The following is a 15694-nucleotide window of genomic DNA, read 5'->3' as shown; positions in this document are numbered from 1 at the left end:
TCACCCTCGCCCGCGGCGAACAACCACCCCTCGAACACGTCGAACTCGCCACCCAACTCATCACCCGCGCCAGCACCGCCCCACCCCACCACCCACACCCCTGAACCCCACCGAGAACGGCCTGCCGGAAACGGCGGTCCCGGCCCGCGCGGAAACGGTGGGCGAAACCAGGCGACGTTGTTCGTCGACCCCACCCTGTCGGCTCCAACCGGCCCCGGTTCGGGGAGCTTCGAGGCGTGCCGGGACGTGGGGAAGGGGCCCCGGCTTCTGGCGTGTTGTGACCCCCTCGCTGTCTTGCAGCGGGCCAGAGGCATGCCGTACGTTCCCTCCCGAAGAACACCCGAGGCGATAGGACGTAAGCGCGCGATCAGGGCTGCGGAGAACCGCTGCGGAGAACCGGAGGAACGATGAGGAAAGTGCTCGTGCTCGTCGGCGACGCAGCCGAGGAGTTGGACGCGATGTACCCGATCTTCCGCATGCGCGAGGCGGGCTACCAGGCGGACGTCGCCGCGTTGACGCGTCGGGCCGTGCAACTGGTGATCCACGACTTCGAGCCGGAGTCGGACGCCTACACGGAGAAGAACGGACGCAAGCTTCCCGTCGACCTGGCCTTCTCCGAGGTCGATCCGACGGAGTACGCGGGCTTGATCATCCCCGGTGGTCGCGCCCCTGAGTACATCCGCCTCGACGCCGACGTCCGTCGCATCACGGAGTACTTCTTCGCCCAGAACCTGCCCGTGGGCACGGTGTGCCACGGACCGCAGGTGCCCGCCGCCTACGGCCTCCTCAAGGGCCGCAAGACGGCCGCGTTCGGGCCTCTGGCCGTGGACATGGAGACCGCCGGCGCGACGGTCGTCGACGAGCCCGACGTCGTCGACGGGAACATGGTCTCCTGCCGAGGCTGGCCGGACCTGCCCGAATGGTCGCGGGCGTTCGTATCGGTCCTCGAACGCTCCAACGCCCCCACCTGACCACCGCCCCGTGAGCTCTCCCGCGGGTGGCGCACGCCCGTACGGCGCGAGGACGACGCGCCCCGACATCGAGGGACGGACGGTCCGGGTCGCCGGGCGGGAGACCTTCGTGCGCGAGGCGGGTTCCGGCCCGGCCGTCGTCCTGCTGCACGGCTCAGGACCGGGCACCACGGGCGCGGCCTGGGAGCCTCTCATGGCCGCGATGGCGCCCGACTTCCGCGTCATCGCGCCCGACTTCGTCGGCTTCGGCCGGAGCAGGCCGCTCCCAGGTTCGGGGTCCGACGGGGAGCGCTCCTACGGCCGCCGCGCGTGGACGGCGCAGGTCCTGGAGCTCCTGGACGAGCTGGCGCTGGACCGCTGCGCCGTCGTTGGCAACTCCATGGGCGGCGCCATCGCGCTGTCGGTGGCCCATGCCCGGCCGCGGACGGTCACCCGGCTGGTGGGGATCGGCACCCTCGGGCTCGACATGCCGCTACCGCCGGGGCTGGACCAGCTCTGGGCGTACCGGCCGGGGCGCGCGGCGGCCCGTGGGCTCCTGGAGCTGCTGCACGTCGACGAGGCGTTCCGCACCGAGGAGGCCGTCGACGCGCGGCTGGCCGCCACGCTCGAGCCGGGTCCGCTCGAGGCGTTCGCCGACATGTTCCGGCCACCGCGCGAGCGATGGGTTCGTGACCTCGCGCTGACCACCGACGAGCTGGCGCGGATCCGGGCGCCCACGCTCCTGGTGCACGGCACGGAGGACCGCGTCGTGCCGCTGGAGTCCAGCACCCTGCGACTCCTCCACCTGCTGCCCGATGTGAGGGCGCACCTGTTCGGGGCGTGCGGACACGCCTCACCGGCCGAACGACCGACGGAGCTGCACCGGCTCCTGACGACCTTCCTGGAGGAGCCGTAGACGACTTCGCGATCCTGCGCACACCCGCCCAGGTGATCTTCGGCACCGGGATGGCCGCGGCGGCAGGCCAACTCGCCGCCGGATACGGCGACCGGGCGCTGGTCGTCACCGATCCGAACATCGCCGGATCGCCCGGGTTCACCTCGGTGCGCGCCTCGCTGCACGAGGCGGGCGTCGACGTACGCGTCTTCGCCGAAGCGGTCGTTGACGTGCCGGAGAGCACCATCACGGAAGCGGTCGAGTGCGCCGCGGAGTACCGGCCAGACGTGGTCGTCGCCGTCGGGGGCGGGAGCACCATCGACCTCGCGAAGGTCACCGCGCTGTTGGCGAGCCACCCGGGCCCGCTGAGCACCTACTACCCCGTGGAGTCGGTGCCGGGCCCCGTGCTGCCGCTGATCGCGGTGCCCACCACCGCCGGGACGGGTTCGGAGGTCACGCCGGTCTCGGTGATCACCGATGCGACGACGCGGATGAAGGTCGGCGTCGCCAGTCGGCACCTCATCCCGCGGCACGCGCTCTGCGACCCGCTGCTGACCGTGGGCGCACCGCGCACGGTGACCGCTCATTCGGGGATGGACGCGCTGGCCCACGCCGTGGAGTCCTTCATGGCGATCCGCCAGCCCCCGACCGCGTCCTCGGTGCTCGCCCGACCGCAGGTCGGCAAGAACCTGCTCTCCGACACCCTCGCCCTGACCGCGGCCGGCGGCATCTCCGCGAACCTGGCCCGCGCCGTCGACGACGGCGACGACCTGGACGCCCGGTCGGCGATGCTCTACGGCAGCCTGCTCGCCGGCATCGCCTTCGGCAACGCCGGCGTCACCGCGGCGCACGCCCTCCAGTTCGCGGTCGGAGCGGCGACCCACACCTCGCACGGGCTCGGGACCGGCCTCCTGCTCCCCTACGTCATGGAGTTCAACCGACCGGCGCGCCGCGCCGAGATGGCCGCTCTGGCCGGGGCGATGGAGTGCACCGACCCCGTGGTCGCGGTCCACGAGCTGGGGCTGCGGGTCGGACTGCCCGCGTCGTTGGCCGAGATCGGGGTCGAGGTCGGTCAGGTCCGCGGACTGGCCGAGGCCTCGATCGGCATCAGGAGACTCATCGACAACAACCCCGTGCGGCTCGACGTGGACGCGCTGGAACAGATCCTGATGGCGGCCTGGCACGGCGAGCCGAATCGGCTCGGCGCGGCACGCGGGTGAGGTCGCGGACCGCGCGCTCGAGGTGTGCGGTCATCCGCGGGACGCTGGCCCGACATCACCCGCCTCGATGACGTCGAGTCGCTCACCCCACGCGCGAATCCCTCGCCAGATCGCACTCGGACTCGGACCGCCGCCCGGCCGGTCGTCTGTGTGGGGCCGCGCGTGAGCGGGAACCACCGGGCTCGTGCACCGCCGACCGCGAGCAGCCGACCGGACCGACGCGTGGGGTGGGAAAGCGGGCCACCGGAGCGCGCTTCATGGTCACCGGAACCACCGGGCTCAACACCGACATCTCCGACAGGTTCAGCGCGGCCGTCGTGCCCTACCTCACCCTCGTCGTGGGGCTTGCCTTCCTGGTCCTCGTCCTCGTCTTCCGCTCCCTCCTCGTGCCCCTGAAGGCCGCCCTCGGCTTCCTGCTGTCGGTCCTGGCGTCCCTCGGCACGCTCGTCGCGGTCTTCCAGTGGGGCTGGCTGAAGGACCTGGTCGGCCTCCACCAGGCCGGACCGGCCACCGTACTGACCCTCCGCCGCACCGCCGCGGTGGCGGCCTGCTCAGCCTCTTGTTGACGCATGCCGATATAGGCATATGATGAGCCCATGGCACGAGCGGCGACGACCTCGGACGCGTTCAACGCGATAGCCGAGCCGCAGCGGCGGGAGATCCTGACGCTGCTGCGCGGCGGCGAGCGACCCGTGACCGCACTGGCGCGGGACCTGGGGATGACCCAGCCGCAGGCGTCCAAGCACCTGCGGGTGCTCCGCGAGGTCGGGCTGGTGCGGGTCCGCGGGGCGGGCAAGCAGCGGCTGTACGGCCTGGACGCCCGCGGGCTGCGGCCGATCCACGAGTGGGTGGGCGGCTTCGAAGAGTTCTGGAACGAGGCCTTCGACCGGCTGGACGAGTACGTGCAGGACCTGAAACAGGCAAGGCAGGAGGAACCACACGATGGCGACGACCAGTAGCGGCGGCGAGCCCGACCACACGACCGCGGACCGCGAGATCGTGATCTCCCGGGCCATCGACGCCCCGCGGGAGCTGGTGTTCGAGGCGTTCACGCACGTCCGGCACCTGTCGCGGTGGTGGGGACCGGAGGGCTTCACCACCACGACGCGGTCCTTCGAGTTCCGCGTCGGCGGGGCCTGGGACTTCGTGATGCACGGGCCGGACGGCACCGACTACCAGGAGTGGATCACCTGGCGGGAGATCGCCCCGCCGGAGCGGATCGCGCTGCTGCACGGCGAGTCCCGCGACGACCCCAACGCCTTCGAGTCGGTCCTGACCTTCGAGCCGGCCGGCGAGCAGACCCGGCTCGTGATGCGCACGGTGTTCCCGACCAAGGAGCTGCGCGACGAGGCGGCTGAGAAGTACCAAGCGATCGAGGGCGGCGAGCAGACGCTGGCCAACCTGGCGGCCTACGTCGCCGAACTCACCCGGGACCGGACCGCCCGGAACCGGACCACGCCGAACGGAGCGGAGGACTGATGGCCGGGAAGGTGTTCTTCAGCGTGACGATGTCGCTCGACGGCTTCATGGCGCCGGAGGCCGTGCCCGTCGAGGACGTCTTCTCGCCCGAAGGCCAGAACGACCCGAGGGTCCAGCACTGGCTGGCGAAGTGGTCGAAGCTGCAGGCATGGCTGTTCCCGCAGCGGTTCTTCCGGGAGAACCTCAAGCTCGGCGAGGGCGGCGAGGAGGGACTCGACAACGACATCGCCCGGGCGACGTACGAGCGCACCGGCGCCAGCGTCATGGGCAGGCGGATGTTCGACGCCGGCGAGCTGGCGTGGCCGGAGGAAGCGCCGTTCCACACCCCGGTGTTCGTCGTCACCCACACCCAGCGCGACCCGTGGGAGCGGCCGGGCGGCACCACGTTCCACTTCGTCAACGACGGCATCTCCAGCGCCCTGGACCAGGCCCGCGCGGCCGCCGGCGACCGCGACGTCCGCATCGCCGGCGGCGCCGAAACGATCCAGCAGTACCTGGGCGCCGGCCTGATCGACGAGTTCTCGATCGCCCTCGCGCCCGTGCTGTTCGGCACCGGCATCCCCCTCTTCGACCGCGTGGACCCCGCCCGCCTCACCCTCGACCAGACCCGCAGCGACCCATCGCCCCGGGTGACCCACCTGACCTACACCGTCACCAAGCCCTAGCCAACACCCCACCCCGCGCCCCCGATCGCACGGGGCGCGGCACTGCCCCAGCCGAACACGAGCACCGCCGCACCCTTGCGAACAACCGGAATGCCACGCCGTCGCCGACCTCGATCGCCTGGAAAGTCATGCGCCGTTGCCCCATGGCTGGGCCACTCCCCGGGTGAGAATCGGACAAGGTGCGGGCAACCTGGCTAATTGGCGCCCGCCGTCGTGACCGCGCGCCTCGTCCGCCACGACGAGGACCCGATCCGGCTCCGGCGGCGCGGGCCACACGGACAGCGCGTGCTCCTCCAATCCGCTTCCACCCCGCCCTTCCGAGCGACCCCCCGCGCCTGCACACGAACCCGATACCACCCCACACCGGCCACCGCGAAGTTCCCCGCCTCCTCGATGGCGTCCCCGTAGACCGGGGTGAGCCACAACTCACCCGTCGCGCTGCGCACGCTGACCTCGACGGCGGCCTGCCACGCGTCCCCCGGCGGTGGCGGCGCCTCCAGGCATTGCTCGGCCGTCAGCCGTATCGCACCATCCCCCGTCCCGGACACGCATGTCGTCGGCCGTCCATCGCGTGAGGCGCATGGTGGTCATCCTGCACCTCGCCACTGACACACCGACCGAAGCGACCTGCGGTCTGCGATCCATCGCTCTGTCACGGCAGTTGTGGTTCCAGCTGCCGTGCTGGTCAGCGTCGTGTGGGGGCCGAGTTCCGGCATGGGTACGGCCACCGCGATCACGAACGTTCATGACGGTGTATCAGGAACCCTCGGCTTGAGACAGAAAGCCGCGAAAGATATGCGTCACCTGATCCAGGAACTTGAACCCAGTCGACGTGTACGTATCAGAATTTTCGTTAGCGCAGCCCGCCATCATCACATTTGACGAATTCGGAAGATCGGTGGTTGATATATTCCATATCACAACCCCGAATACAGCACAGATCAATCCGACCCAGGCCCAACGGGGCAGCATGGGTCGCCGGACCGGTAGAACCATGATAAAAGCCGTAGCAATCAGCAGAATTCCCGATGTCACCTTGCCACCGCCGAGCAGCACAACGCCACACAAGCCGGTGAAAACAATTCCTGCCCACTTCGCTATCTTCTTGAGGTTGTCCATCAGAAGTTGCTCCTTGTTCGCAATCAGGCCGTTCGGCGGGCTCGGCCGAAAATCCGGATGTCGTCGGTGACGGTGAGGTCGTCGAGCAGGTCGAAGAACTGGAAGACGGTGCCGATCTGCTCGCGGTGAACCGGGCCGGACCGTGCTCGCTCAGCTGGTCGACATGCCGGCCGGACGCGGTCACCGAGCCTGGGCGCGACGCTGAGGTCGATCAATCCGAGCGCCGGTGCGCTTGCGCTGTCGTAGCGCTTGGCCACGCCGGCCAGTTCGATCACACGGGTTCTGGAATCGTCCGTCCTTGGGGTCACGAGGGGATGCCGGTGCCGTCCCCAGCGAACCTAGGGTTGGGCCGTGCCACGGCGCGTCGGCCGCGGCAACGACATCCGGCCGTCCTCGCGGAGGACGCGGCGGCGGGTCATCCTTGCGGCGTACGCCCCCGGACAACTCCCGTGGTCACGCAGGCGGACACGGCAGCCGAGAACACCGGGAACGAGTAGGCCGGGTGGCCCCGGATCGGGAGCATCGACCGATTCCTCAATCGCGGTGACCGCTCTGTCCGAGGCGTCCGTCGTCGCGACGGACCCGGCACCGTCCGGAAATCCCTTTGGCCGACGAGGCGTTCGCGGCCTAGCATGCGGACGCGTGAGCAGAAGACTGCGGGGGATCGCGGCCGCCAACGCGCAGATCGTCGCCGATGGCCAGTACACGACCGACGACGGTGCGGTAGTCGTCGTGGGCCCGGCACTGGAGACAGCGATATCGAGTACCGTCAGCTATTCACCCGACGGGCCGATCGATGTGCCCGACAGAGCGACCAGTCACCAGACGTCGTTCGAGGTGACCGCTGAGGGCAGCCTCCAGGCCGCGCGACGGCTGTATCTCGAAGGGGCCGACCGCATCGCCGTCCTGAACTTCGCCTCCGCCCGCAATCCCGGAGGCGGCTACCTCGGTGGCGCCAAGGCCCAGGAGGAAGACCTCTGCCGCAACGCCCTGCTGTTTCCCTGCCTCCTCCAGGCCCCCGACTACTACGCCGCCCACCGCGACTCCCCGGACCTGTTCTACAGTCACCGCGTCATCTGGTCCCCCGACGTCCCCGTGCACCGCGACGACGACGGCCGACTGCTGGCCGAGCCCTACCCCGTCTCGTTCCTGACCTCTCCCGCGCCCAACGCCGGCGAGGCACAGCGCCGCGATCCCAGCGCGCGGAACCGGATCCCGCGTGTCCTCCAGCAACGCGCGGAACGGGTACTGGCCGTGGCCGCCCACCACGGCGCGCGCCAACTGGTTCTCGGCGCCTGGGGATGTGGAGTCTTCCGCAACGACCCCCACGAGGTCGCCGAGGCATTCCACTCCCACCTCACCGCCGGCGGCGCGTTCTCCACAGCGTTCGAGCGGGTGACCTTCGCGATCTGGGACCGCTCACCCGACTCCGCCAACCGAGCCGCGTTCAGTGAATGCTTCGCCCCGGACGGACAGGACGGTCTCCGGCGTATCAGCGACGAGCCCTGGCACCAGACCGGCTGAACGGTTGCGAAACGCCCCGGTGGGGTGGGGCCGTCGGGGCCGACCGCTACGTGGCGGCGCGGGTGGCGCGCACCCCGCTTCGCGGGGCCTGCCGCGGCGCCCGCGCCGTCGTGGCGTGACACGCCACCGGGCGACTGGAAGGGGTGGTCAGGCCCAGTCGCCCGCTTCCCGACTCCGATGGTGCGGGAGAGGATGTCGAGAACGGGCGGATAGCGGGGGAAGAGTAGGCCCATCCGGGACCACCGGCCCGCAGCAGCCGCTCACCGCTACCGGAGCCGTCGGATGTCAGGACGGGCTCCTCATATGGCGAGCCACTGTCTGCCGTCGAGGAGTTCCCGTGCGGCGTCCAGGTGCCCGGCGTGACAGGCGGTCTCGGTGATCGCGTGCAGGAGCACCTCTCGATGGGTGTGCATCCGCCAGTCGCCGAACTGGTCACCCGGCCACCAGGCCGGCGCGGCGTCCTCGGCCGTGGTGGTGATGACGGCGTTCGCGAGGTCGATCTGCCGCCGGTAGTCGTCGAGCACACGGTGAGCGGGCATGTCCGTACCGACCTTCCAGGCATCGCCGGACGCGTCGAGCTCGGCTATCGCGGTTCGCTGGCCGGCGACCACCGCGCGGAACCAGAATCGCTCGACGTCGAGCGCCAAGTGGTTGATGAGCCCGAGGAAGGTCCAGCCGGACGGCAGCACCGGCCGGTGCAGAGCCTCCTCGTCCAGTCCCTCCACGATGCCCAGCACGTGCCTGCGCTGGGCATCGAGTGCGGCGAGCAGTTCCACGGTTCTCCCCCCTCCTGTTGGGTCTCGACTACATCTCGTCGGCGCGGTCGAGCAGCGCGCGGCGCTGGGACTCGCCCTGGGTGCGAGCGGCGGCCTCCCGGAAGAGGTGGGCGGCGCGGTCGCGGTCGCCGGCGCGGGCGGTGAGGTCCGCCTCGGCGGCGACGGCCAGCGGGTAGTCGTCGAGCGCACCGCCCGCGCGGGCCTTGGCCAGCAGTTCGAGCCCCGCCGCGGACCCGTGCGCGTACCCGTGCGCCACGGCGCGGTTCAGCTCGATCACCGGGCTCGGCTGAAGCCGGACGAGTTGGTCGTAGCAGTCGGCGATCCGCCGCCAGTCGGTGTCCTCGACGGACGGGGCGGCGGCGTGGCAGGCGGCGATCCGTGCCTGAAGCGCGTACGGCCCGGCAGGCCCGGCACGCGGCGCATGCCGCAGGTCGGACAGGATGGCCATGGCCTCGTCGATGGCGGTGTGATCCCAACGGGACCGGTCCTGCCTGTCGAGGGAGACCAGGCGTCCTTCGGTGTCCCGGCGTGCCTCGCGCCGGGAGTGTTGCAGCAGCAGGAGGGCGAGCAGCGCGGACGCCTCGGACTGGCCGGGCATGAGGCGCGCCAGCAGCCGGGCCAGCCGGATCGCCTCCTGGGCGAACGCCGGCTCCCCGTCCGCGTTGTAGCCCTGCGTGAACAGCACGTAGATCACCGCCAGGACGCCCGGAAGCCGCTCGTCGAGGGCGTCGCCGGCCGGCACCCGGTAGGGGATGCCGGCCTGCGCGATCTTCGCCTTCGCCCGCGTCAGCCGACGGGTCATCGCGGACTCGCTGACCAGGAACGCCCGGGCGATGTCCGCGGTCGGGACCGCGCAGATCGCGCGCAGCGTCAGCGCCACCCGGGTCTGAAGCGCCAGCGCGGGGTGGCAGCAGGTGAAGATCAGCCGCAACCGGTCGTCCGCGATGTCCTCCCGCTCCCCCGGCGCGGGTTCCTCCGAGGCGATGGCCGGCTCCAGCACTGCCAGATCGGCCAGCTTCCGCCGCTCGACGGAGGCTCGGCGCAGCACGTCGAGCACCCGGTTGCGGGCCACCGTCATCAGCCAGCCGCCCGGGTTCGCCGGCACGCCGTCCGCGGGCCAGCGTTCCAGCGCGAGCACCAGCGCCTCCTGCGCGCAGTCCTCGGCCAGGGTCCAGTCGCCCGTGGTGCGGATCAGCGTCGCGACGACCCGCGGGTAGGCGTCGGCGGCGGCCGACGCGGCGGCGTCCCACGCGGGCCCGCGCCCGGGGCCGGTCACTGTTCGAGGTCGGCCAGCGGGCGGATCTCGATGCGGCCCGCGCGCGCCATGGGGTGGGCGCGGGCGACCTCGATCGCCTCGTCCAGGTCGGCGCACTCGAGGAGGTCGAAGCCCGCGATCACCTCCTTGGTCTCCGCGAAGGGGCCGTCGGAGACCAGCAGCTCGCCGTCGCGCACGCGCACGGTCGTCGCCGAGGACGTGGGGCCCAGCGCCGAGCCCTGGAGGCGCCGGCCGGCGGCGTCGTTCTCCGCGACCCACTCCTCGATGTCGGGCCAGTTCGAGGTGTCGGCGTCCGGTTCGGAATCCGTGCAGACGAACATCAGGTACTTCATCGCGGGCACTCCTGTCTCTGTTGTTGTCCCTCGTCGCACCCTGATGACGATCGACGGTTCCCGGTCCGGACATTCTCGCGAAAAGAAGCGGGAAAGTGTGGCGCACGCCACACCGACGGTGGCCGCCTGCTCGGCCCCGGACGTCCGATGTCAACGGCCCGCCGGGCGGCTCACTCCGTCCGGTCCGCCGGCAGGCGCACCTGCACGACCGCCCCGTACCGGGGCCTCACCAGCGCCACGGAGACGTTGACCTGGTCGGCGATCACGCCGGGGCCCGGCTCGCTAAGCTCAAGCGCATCATTCGCGAGCACGAGGAGAGGAGCCTCGTCCGGCCATCCGAGACGTGCACCGTTGAGGAGGCCGCGGCAAGGACCCGGCCACCGTCGAGAACTACGCCATCCTCTGCCGCACCCACGTCATCCCCGCCCTGGGCAGACGACGGCTGACCGACCTCACCGTCGACGACGTCGACAGGTGGCTGGCCGCGAAGGCAAAACGGCTCAGCACCCGCAGCCTGCAGTCCATCCACTCCTGCCTCAACCGAGCCGTACAACGCGCCGTCGTCCGCGACAAGGTGCGGCGCAACGTCGTGGCGCTGCGACGGCGTCGCCTGGCGCAGAACGCCGAGCGTCAGGCCGCGGGCGAACGATGGCGGGAGCACGGGCTCGTCTTCACCACCGCGGTGGGGACGCCACTCGACGCCGCCCTCCTGACCTCTTGCATGCCCTGCAATCCACCACCCCCGGCCATCAGCCTCATCAGCCTCCCCACGCCTCTGACCTGCGCCGACAGTCCATCTACGTCCATGGCGGTGCACCCTCGTCCACCCCCGTTGTCACTCAGTTGGTCACTCATCCCGCAGCCGGTCCCCAGGGAGGGACGCGGGACCGGGGCGGCAGGCTACGGAGTCGGGCCCGAGCGGGGCTCGTGTCGGGATTGCAGGCGAGGTCAGTCCACGCGTCCCCAGAGGTCGTACGGGTTCGGCCCGGGGCGGAACCCATGGGCCTCTGCCATCTCTGCCGCCTCACGGAAGCCGCGGGCGATGGCTGAGGGTTCGTGGGCGTCGCTCCCGAACGTCACCGCGTTTCCGCCTTCTTCGTGCCACCACCGCAGGATGGTCGCGTGCAGCGGTATGCGGGTGCTGATCTCCAGCGCCCTGCCCGACCGGGCAGTCGCCCGCAGCGCGTAACGGAACTCCTCCTCGAACGCCGCAAGTTCGAACGGCCCGGCCTGCTGCTGCGGCCAGTAGCGGATCGGGTAGTCGACGTGGGCCAGCACGGAGAACGCGTCGCTTTCGCTGACCAGCCTGGTCACTTCGGTCAGATACCCCCGAACGACCTCCGCCGCCTCCCGGTGCTCGTACAGGCCCGGCGGCTCGGCGAATCCGTCCCCACCCGGAAGGGGAAGGCAGTGCAGGGAGCCGAGCACCCGGTCGAACCGGCCAGCGCCGAGCACCTTCGCGATGGCCGCTGCGTGCCAATGCGGTTCTCCCAGCTCCAGGCCGCTGAGGATCCGAAGCTGCGGGAACCGTTCGCGGCACTCCTCGATCGCCTCCAGATACCCGGAGGCGTCAAAGGTCGGGGGAGTCAGCTGCCCGTCCGGCGTGGCCAGGGCGGAGAGATGGTCGCTGGCATGCGGGCCGTCGAGGGCGACGGTCCAGACCGTGTGGTCGAGGTGTTCAGTGAAGGCGATCGCCGGCAGACCCAGGTCCACCGCCTGCGCACAGGAGAGCTCCATCGAGCCCTTCGGTGCGTCCCAGGACCACTCGCTGTGCACGTGACTGTCCGCCGGCAACGTCATGAGTCCCCCGTTCCTCAAGCGCATGAACCAGCACCACGTCCGAGATCAGATTCTTGAGACAGTCTGCCTGTACGCCGGGTTCACCTGCGCGCGGCAGTCCTGACGTCCGCTGCTGGCGTTCGTCGGTGTCTGTGGTGCTCAGAGCCAGACGTGAGCGTGGCGTTGCCTCGGGCCGTGCCCGAGGAAACGCCTGACCGAACGGGGTGGGCTCACTGGTAGCCGGCGGCGACGATGTTGGCCTGCACCGCGTTCTCGGTCTCGTCGGACGGGAAGCCCGTGACCATGGCTCCCTCGTAGAACGTTCCGGCGCTGATGTTCTGGTTGTCGATGCAGCAGTCTCCCCCGCTGCCCAGGATGATGGCGCCCTGCTTCTTCATGGGGCTGTATCCGTCGGGAAGCGAGCCGTCGTACACGGTGTACAGCTCGCCGGCCTGCGCGTCGCTGCCCTTGAACGCCATGCGCGAGGTCCCGTCGTTCTTCAGCGTCGCCGTGACGAACGGGCTGGTGAAGTCCCGCTGGTTCGGGTTCCAGGACTGGCTGCCGCCGGAGTAGAGGCCCCATTCGAGGTCCGCCTGGACCCAGGGGCCGGATCCGACGCACCCGCCGAACCAGCACTGGTTGCTGAAGTTGATCGCGTCCATGGTGCCGGCGCCATCAGCCCGCCGAGTGGTCTCGCTGTTGCCGTAGTCGAAGCAGCAGCCATCGTTGAAGTGCGTGCCACTGGTCACCATGTACATGCCTTCGGGCTCGCTGCCGGTGGGGACTCCGGTCTCGTGGCCGTCTCGCCAGTAGCTGCTCGAACCGTTGATGACCAGCGAGTATGCCTTCTCGCCGCCGACGGTCAGCGACTCGCTCGTCGCGTCGGCCGGGTTGACGGCGCCACCGACGCCGCCCTCGCCCTGGTAGCCGAGGTCGTTGCCGTTCCCTGACTGGTCGAAGATCCAGGTGATGACGCAGTCGGTGCCGGCGCAGAACTCGTCCTGGGCGGCGGCGTTGGCAACCCCGCCTGCCGTCAGGACGCCGATGTCCAGTGTCGTGTCGTCCGACGAGCGCCGCACCTGGTACAGGGCGCCGTCGTAGGATCCGTAGAGCGCTCGCGTCGTGCTGTGTGCGGCGATGCACGGCGTGCCGCCCGATGCGTAGATGTCACACGGGCCGCTCGCGGCCGCCGTCGACAGCGACGCCGGCCACAGTGACACGGTGGCCAGCACCGTGGCCAGCACCATCACCAAGCGGGCGGCGACGGCCGCCGGTGAACGTCGCCCACGAGCCGTACGGCCCGCCGGGGTGAAGGTCGGAAGCTGCATTGGTTCTTCCTCCTTGGGTGAAGGTCAGCCGGGAGTAGCCGGTCCGATGCACGTGCTCACCCGTCGGCAGTCGGCCGACAGCCGCTGAACCAGGTCTCCCTCCACGGTTCCGACCCCCTACACGGTCCAGTAGACGGTGTAGTTCTGGTGGTGGTTGTCGTGGAACGGGATGAGGGTGACGGTGGTGCCGTTGGCTGTCGCTGTGAACGTCAGCGGGGTGTCGGTCGGCGAGATCGAGTCGGCGGCCAGCGCTGGGAGTTCTCCGCCCAGGTCGGTGTCGCCGTAGGCGCCGGAGAGCACGACCGGCCCGTAGACGGCCGCCTGGACCTGCTCGTTGTCTGGCGTGGGAAGCAGCCGGACACTCATGGGCAGTTGGACGGTGACCGTGTCGCCGTCGGCCCAGGCGCGCTCCAGGATGGCGTAGCTGCCGGGTTCGGCGGCGATGTCCTGTGCTTCGCCGTTGACGCTGATGGTGGCGCCGCTGGTCCAGCCGGGGATGCGGATGCGCAACGCCCACTCTCCGCCGGTGCCGGTGATCCGCAGGGTGGTGGTGTCCGAGGCCGGGAAGTCGGTGGTCTGTTCCACGGTGACGTCGCGGTCGGTCCAGGTGAGGAGGGAGGGGATGAACAGGTTGACGTACAGGCCGGTGTCGTCGTGGAAGTAGATGGAGTCCATCAGTTGGGTGTGCATCTCCAGGCCGGTGCCCTGGCAGCACCAGAAGCTGTCGTAGTCGGTGCTCCAGGTGCCGCCGCCCCACGCCGGGCCCACCCCGCGTCGGCCACCGGGGTTGAGCGGGGTGAAGTAGGTGACGTGGCCGTGGGGGTCCTGCGGGTCCTGCTGGCCGAGCATCTGGTTCAGCAGTGCGTTCTCGTAGTAGTCGGCGTACGCGAGGCGCCCCGGGTCGAGTGTGAACAGTTCCCGGGTCAGCCGAAGCATGTTGTAGGTGTTGCAGCTCTCGCAGGTGTCCTGGTTGAGGTAGCCGGCGATGGCGTTCGGCGGGCGGAAGTGCTCCGCCTGGCTGTTGCCGCCGATGACATAGGAGTGGGCCTCGGTGACGATGGTCCAGGCGTTGGTGGCGATGTCCCGGTAGCGGGTGGTGCCGGTGGCCTTGTACTCCTTGGCGGCGCCGATCCACTTGGGCACCTGGGTGTTGGCGTGCAGCCCGTCGAGCTGGTCCTGGTTGGACGCCAGCGGGTCGAACACCGCGGCGTGGTCGAAGCGTTGTGCGGCGGTGAGCCAACGGGAGTCGCCGGTCTGCTGGTAGAGGTCGGCCAGCACGGCGTTCATGCCGCCGAACTCGGTCCCCATCATCGCCTGCATCTGGCTGCCGCTGAGCCGGCCGGTCCGCCAGTCCACCCACCCCGCGAGCGCCAGCAGCACGTCACGGGCCTGGGTGCTGCCCATCAGCCGCCACACGTCGAGCAACCCGACCAGCGTCTTGTGGATGGTGTAGTACGGCACGTTGCCGTTGGACAGGGTCCGGTCCTCCAGGGCGGTGAAGTCGGACTCGGGATAGCCGCACAGGTAGCCGTCGCTGAACCCGACGGCGGCGTTGTTGGCCTGGCACTCGGCCAACCCGGCCACCATGGCGTTCGCCTTGTCCTGGCAGGTGGTGTCCCCCGTCACCGCGGACACCTGCGCCCACGCGGTGAGGAAGTGCCCCTGCACGTGGCTGCGGAACGGGAACGACGGGTCGTCCCACCCCCCGTTGGAGGAGGCGCCGTTGGTCGACACCCCGTGGTTGGAGCGGAAGACGTACAGCAACCGGTCGACGTCGACGAACCGCAGGTACTCCAGCGTGCGGTTCTGGTTGTCCAGCCACCGGCTCGCGGTCAACCGCACCTGACCGAACGCGAACGGGTGCGCGGACACCCCGATCTCGTCCAGCGTGCCGATCGCGCCGCTCGCGGTCGGTGCGGTCGCGGCGGCGCGGTCACCCAAGGGCCCGAACCGGGACGCTCCGACGGCCAACGCGGCGGCTCCGGCGGCGGTGGTGAACAGGTGCCTGCGGCTGATGTGAGAAGGCATGTGTGGGGGTGTCCTTTCCGGCTCAGGGACGGGTCGCGGCGGCCGTGGCGCCTGTCCTGGGCATCCGGTGAACTGGCGTGTGGGGGGACCTCACCGGAACAGAAACGGATGGTGCGCGTGCTGTCGTGCGACGACCGTGGGGCAGGGCACAAGCCGCCCAGTCGGCCAGTCGTTCGTAATCCCGAACGATGACCGTAGATTCAGACACGGAGGATCCTAGGCGGCGACCCCGATGAAGGGTCAATACCTTGATGAGTTTTTTTTCGTTACTGATGACGAAAACAATCTCCCCACCGGACCGGGCGCGACACGTCATCACTCGG

General features: G+C 70.1%; 15 protein-coding genes and 2 pseudogenes. 8 read left to right on the top strand and 9 right to left on the bottom strand.

The genetic code is table 11. The annotated features are described in order from the left end of the window. Positions 1-407: 407 nt before the first annotated feature. The 7 genes and pseudogenes from ABGB06_RS37765 (at position 408) to ABGB06_RS37735 (ending at position 5209) form a co-directional block, all read left to right on the top strand. On the top strand, positions 408-971 hold the full coding sequence (locus ABGB06_RS37765; protein WP_347599626.1) for a DJ-1/PfpI family protein: 564 nt from the start codon (positions 408-410) through the stop codon (positions 969-971). A gap of 10 nt (positions 972-981) precedes the next feature. Continuing rightward, the gene (locus ABGB06_RS37760) at positions 982-1866 is read left to right on the top strand and encodes an alpha/beta fold hydrolase (RefSeq protein WP_347599623.1); all 885 of its coding nucleotides are present in this window, start codon (positions 982-984) and stop codon (positions 1864-1866) included. Positions 1867-1898: 32 nt separating this feature from the next. Continuing rightward, complete coding sequence (locus tag ABGB06_RS37755) at positions 1899-3065, top strand: iron-containing alcohol dehydrogenase (RefSeq protein WP_347599620.1); 1167 nt, start codon at positions 1899-1901, stop codon at positions 3063-3065. A 242-nt stretch (positions 3066-3307) separates the two neighbouring features. Continuing rightward, positions 3308-3571: pseudogene (locus tag ABGB06_RS37750) on the top strand (MMPL family transporter); the annotation flags it as partial. A gap of 90 nt (positions 3572-3661) precedes the next feature. Then, a complete protein-coding gene (locus tag ABGB06_RS37745) occupies positions 3662-4024 on the top strand; it encodes a metalloregulator ArsR/SmtB family transcription factor (RefSeq protein ID WP_347599617.1) in 363 nt (120 codons plus the stop codon). Next, positions 4008-4544 carry an SRPBCC family protein gene (locus ABGB06_RS37740; protein WP_347599614.1) on the top strand — a complete coding sequence of 179 codons (537 nt, stop codon included), beginning with the start codon at positions 4008-4010 and terminating at the stop codon, positions 4542-4544. The genes ABGB06_RS37745 and ABGB06_RS37740 overlap by 17 nt, the downstream gene beginning before the upstream one ends. After that, positions 4544-5209 carry a dihydrofolate reductase family protein gene (locus ABGB06_RS37735; protein WP_347599611.1) on the top strand — a complete coding sequence of 222 codons (666 nt, stop codon included), beginning with the start codon at positions 4544-4546 and terminating at the stop codon, positions 5207-5209. Before ABGB06_RS37740 ends, ABGB06_RS37735 begins: the two co-directional genes overlap by 1 nt. A gap of 756 nt (positions 5210-5965) precedes the next feature. Here the strand turns inward: ABGB06_RS37735 and ABGB06_RS37730 are convergent. Further along, entirely contained in the window at positions 5966-6328 is a 363-nt protein-coding gene (locus tag ABGB06_RS37730; RefSeq protein WP_347599608.1) for a hypothetical protein, read from the bottom strand. 23 nt (positions 6329-6351) lie between these two features. Further along, positions 6352-6603 carry a hypothetical protein gene (locus ABGB06_RS37725; RefSeq protein WP_347599605.1) on the bottom strand — a complete coding sequence of 84 codons (252 nt, stop codon included), beginning with the start codon at positions 6601-6603 and terminating at the stop codon, positions 6352-6354. 367 nt (positions 6604-6970) lie between these two features. On the opposite strand from ABGB06_RS37725, the gene ABGB06_RS37720 reads away from it, so the two are divergent. After that, complete coding sequence (locus ABGB06_RS37720) at positions 6971-7852, top strand: TIGR02452 family protein (protein WP_347599602.1); 882 nt, start codon at positions 6971-6973, stop codon at positions 7850-7852. Positions 7853-8151: 299 nt separating this feature from the next. Here the strand turns inward: ABGB06_RS37720 and ABGB06_RS37715 are convergent, their stop codons facing one another. The 7 genes and pseudogenes from ABGB06_RS37715 to ABGB06_RS37685 form a co-directional block, all read right to left on the bottom strand. Continuing rightward, positions 8152-8628 (bottom strand): DinB family protein, encoded by a 477-nt coding sequence (locus ABGB06_RS37715; protein ID WP_347599599.1) that lies wholly within the window; start codon positions 8626-8628, stop codon positions 8152-8154. 28 nt (positions 8629-8656) lie between these two features. Beyond that, on the bottom strand, positions 8657-9904 hold the full coding sequence (locus ABGB06_RS37710; RefSeq protein WP_347599596.1) for a sigma-70 family RNA polymerase sigma factor: 1248 nt from the start codon (positions 9902-9904) through the stop codon (positions 8657-8659). Then, positions 9901-10236 (bottom strand): YciI family protein, encoded by a 336-nt coding sequence (locus ABGB06_RS37705; RefSeq protein ID WP_347599593.1) that lies wholly within the window; start codon positions 10234-10236, stop codon positions 9901-9903. The genes ABGB06_RS37710 and ABGB06_RS37705 overlap by 4 nt, the downstream gene beginning before the upstream one ends. 170 nt (positions 10237-10406) lie before the next feature. After that, positions 10407-10547 (bottom strand): hypothetical protein, encoded by a 141-nt coding sequence (locus ABGB06_RS37700; RefSeq protein ID WP_347599590.1) that lies wholly within the window; start codon positions 10545-10547, stop codon positions 10407-10409. Between the two features lie 637 nt (positions 10548-11184). Beyond that, a complete protein-coding gene (locus ABGB06_RS37695; protein WP_347599587.1) occupies positions 11185-12036 on the bottom strand; it encodes a PHP domain-containing protein in 852 nt (283 codons plus the stop codon). 209 nt (positions 12037-12245) lie between these two features. Beyond that, the gene (locus ABGB06_RS37690) at positions 12246-13343 is read right to left on the bottom strand and encodes an arabinofuranosidase catalytic domain-containing protein (protein WP_347599585.1); all 1098 of its coding nucleotides are present in this window, start codon (positions 13341-13343) and stop codon (positions 12246-12248) included. 126 nt (positions 13344-13469) lie between these two features. Continuing rightward, positions 13470-15371, bottom strand: a pseudogene (locus ABGB06_RS37685) (beta-L-arabinofuranosidase domain-containing protein); the annotation flags it as partial. Positions 15372-15694 lie beyond the last annotated feature (323 nt).

Origin of the sequence: Streptomyces sp. B6B3 (assembly GCF_039871525.1) — a bacterium.
Classification (GTDB): domain Bacteria; phylum Actinomycetota; class Actinomycetes; order Streptomycetales; family Streptomycetaceae; genus Streptomyces.
The sequence above is the reverse complement of the archived record's forward strand: the minus strand, read 5'-3'. Positions and strand labels throughout refer to the sequence as shown.